Annotated in this window: 3 protein-coding genes; 2 read left to right on the top strand and 1 reads right to left on the bottom strand. The window is 62.4% G+C overall.

Going from position 1 to position 2,669, the window contains the following annotated elements; translation table 11 throughout:
- On the top strand, nt 1-357 hold a 357-nt coding region (locus JNL55_RS06550), incomplete at its 5' end, for an amidohydrolase family protein (protein WP_293850972.1).
- A 3-nt stretch (nt 358-360) separates the two neighbouring features.
- On the opposite strand, the gene JNL55_RS06555 is transcribed toward JNL55_RS06550, so the two are convergent.
- Nucleotides 361-1,593, bottom strand: a complete 1,233-nt coding sequence (locus JNL55_RS06555) for an alpha/beta hydrolase (protein WP_293850975.1) — start codon at nt 1,591-1,593, stop codon at nt 361-363.
- Between the two features lie 129 nt (nt 1,594-1,722).
- Here JNL55_RS06555 and JNL55_RS06560 point away from each other — a divergent pair.
- Nucleotides 1,723-2,669, top strand: a 947-nt coding sequence (locus tag JNL55_RS06560) for a Gfo/Idh/MocA family protein (RefSeq protein WP_293850978.1), incomplete at its 3' end; no start/stop codon positions are given.

Here is a 2,669-nt window from a genome sequence, read left to right on the forward strand (position 1 = left end):
TTCTTTGAGAAGGGTTTGGAAGTGACCGGTCAGGCGCAGCGCGCCGGAGTCAACATTCTGGCCGGCACCGATGCCGGCGATAGTTATTGTTTCCCGGGTTCGAGCTTGCTCGACGAGCTGGGCTGGCTGGTCAAAGGCGGACTGACGCCGCTGCAAGCACTGCGAGCGGCGACCGTGACGCCTGCTCGTTACATGGGACGGCAGCAGGATTTCGGCAGTGTCCGCCCCGGCAAGCTGGCGGACCTGGTGCTGCTGGATCGCAATCCTCTCGCGGACATCGCTAACGTGCGAGCCATCGACAGTGTGGTGATGAACGGTCGACTGTACGAGAAGGATTGGATCCGCAGCGCTCAATAAGACTCAGCGTTTGCCGGCGTCGCTGATCTTTTTCAGATTGCGACGGTAGCCCTCGATCGGATCGCCGTAGGTGTTGTCCAGTTCGAGCTGCAGCTGCAAAGCTTGGTCGTACTCTCGGCGCGCCTCTTCCAAACGGTTGAGGTGCACCAGGGTGTTGCCCAGCTGAGCGTGCACGTCGGCCAGCCAAGGATAATCACGCAAGTTACGCCGACGCAGTTCCAATGCGGCGGCGTATTCTTTCCGCTCTTCCATCTGACTGGCGATGGTGTCGATGGCCTCGGCGGCGGGCTTGATCTTGTAGCCATACTGCTGAGACAGCTTGGCGTAGTGAGCTTCGACGGCGGCCAGATCCCAATTCTGTTTGACGTCGTCGATCTCGAACACCGGCCGCCATTTCGCGAATAGCTCCTCTAGGCCGTCATAGTGACTACGGTGCGGCGTGGTGCCGTGATCGTCACCGGCGTAGTAGCGCTGCGTCCATTGCACGCCCGGCGTCGGATTCTTATTGAGCCATTCGATCAGCTCGGCGGTGGAGTCCCGGATCACATTCTCGTTGTCGCCCCAGGTGAGTCGCAGGTAACGATTGCCGGCCGGGATGGCGGCCATGCGCGCCTTGGCGTCTTGCACACTGGCTCGCTCGTCCCACCACAACGACGGGCTGACCGCGAGATAGGCCTGGAACGTATCCGGGCGGTGGATCAGTGTATGCACGGCGAACAAACCGCCGAGCGAATGGCCGGCCAGGATGCGGTACGGCTCGGTGCGATAGTTGGCGTTCACCCACGGCGCCAATTCATCGGCCAGGAAGGTCAGGAACTTGTCGGCGCCGCCGGCGTCCGGAGCGTCCTTCTTCAGTTTCGCGGTGGTGCTGGGCGGCGTCAGATCGCGCACCCGATTGGTGTTGGCCACCGCGATCACGATCATTTCCGGAATGCGGCCGTTGCTGGCCAGGAATTGCACGATGCCGGTGGTGTGATGGAACTGGGTTTCGGCGTCCAGCAGATACAACACCGGGTAACGTTCGTTGCTCTGTGCATAGCGCTGGGGCAGCGACACCAGGATGTGACGTTCTTCTTGCAGGGTCTTGGACCAGACATGGTTGCTCTGGCCGATGGCGACGGTCGAGTCCACGCGTTGCGCCCAGGCGCTACTGGATACGGTGACGGCGAGCAGGGCGCACCCGAGCGTCAACACCGCTGTTATTTGTTTACGAAGGCCGGTGGCTTGCGAAGTCATGCACTAACTCGTTGTTGAGGGTGGCGTCGTTGAGGAGGCGCGCCATCTGAGCACAGCGGCGCGGGTTTGAAAATATCTTTTACCGTAGGCGGGATGTCCGCTTACCGCGGCTGCCGCAACCTCGCCGCAATGAGAGTTTCAGTTGCTATCGTTGGGCTCGGCGCCGTGGCGGATTCCCACCTCGCGGCGTATCGCGACCTACCCGAAATCGAGATCGTCGCCGTCGTCGACCCCCGCGCCGACCGGGTGCGGCAAGTGTCCGAGAGTATTGGGGCTCCCGGCTTTTCGGACTGTTTCGAAATGCTCAAAAAAGTGCGCCCGCGGATCGCGTGCGTGCTGTCCACGGTGGCGTCGCACAGATCGCTCACCGAGATGCTGGCGGCCGCCGGCGTGCATATTCTTTGCGAAAAGCCCATCGCCAATCGAGTCGAAGACGCGGTCGCCATGAAACAGGTCTGCGAACGCCATGGCGTGCAGTTCATGTATGGCTCTTCGTATCGTTACTTGCCGGCGGTGATCCAGGCTCGCGAGCTGATCGCCAGCGGCGTCATCGGCAAAGTGCGTTTGATCGAAGAACGCGGTGTGGTCGGGGCGGGCGCCGACAAGTTTGCGCCGATGTCGGCTGCCCATTACCCGGAGGGCACGCCGGGCGGTGGCGGCTTCGGGCTGTTCGATCACGGCGTACATTTGCTCGATGTGTTTCCCTGGCTGCTGGGCAGCCCGATCAAGCGGGTGCTGGGCAGAGGCAATTACACCGGGCGGGCCATGGAGCCGGAGTTCGCGTTGCTGGAGCACGAATGTGGCGCGCTCGGCATGCTGACTTATGACGAATCAACGGTCAGCTCGGACCTGCCTTGGGAAGGCCTGTTCAGCCACGGCCACGGTTGGGTTCACGGCCAAGGTTTCGTCGGCGCGGTGGGTGCCTGGACGCCGGGCGCCAGTTTCCTTCGAGTGCATGGCACACGCGGCGCGCTCCGAATCTTTCATTATGCCAACCGCTTGTTCCTGTCCGTGCCGGGCGAGGTGCGGGAAATGCCGGTGCCGGCCGGCGCCGCGCCGGAGCATTTCGCGCGGCA

Source organism: Steroidobacter sp., from assembly GCF_016790065.1.
GTDB lineage: Bacteria > Pseudomonadota > Gammaproteobacteria > Steroidobacterales > Steroidobacteraceae > Steroidobacter.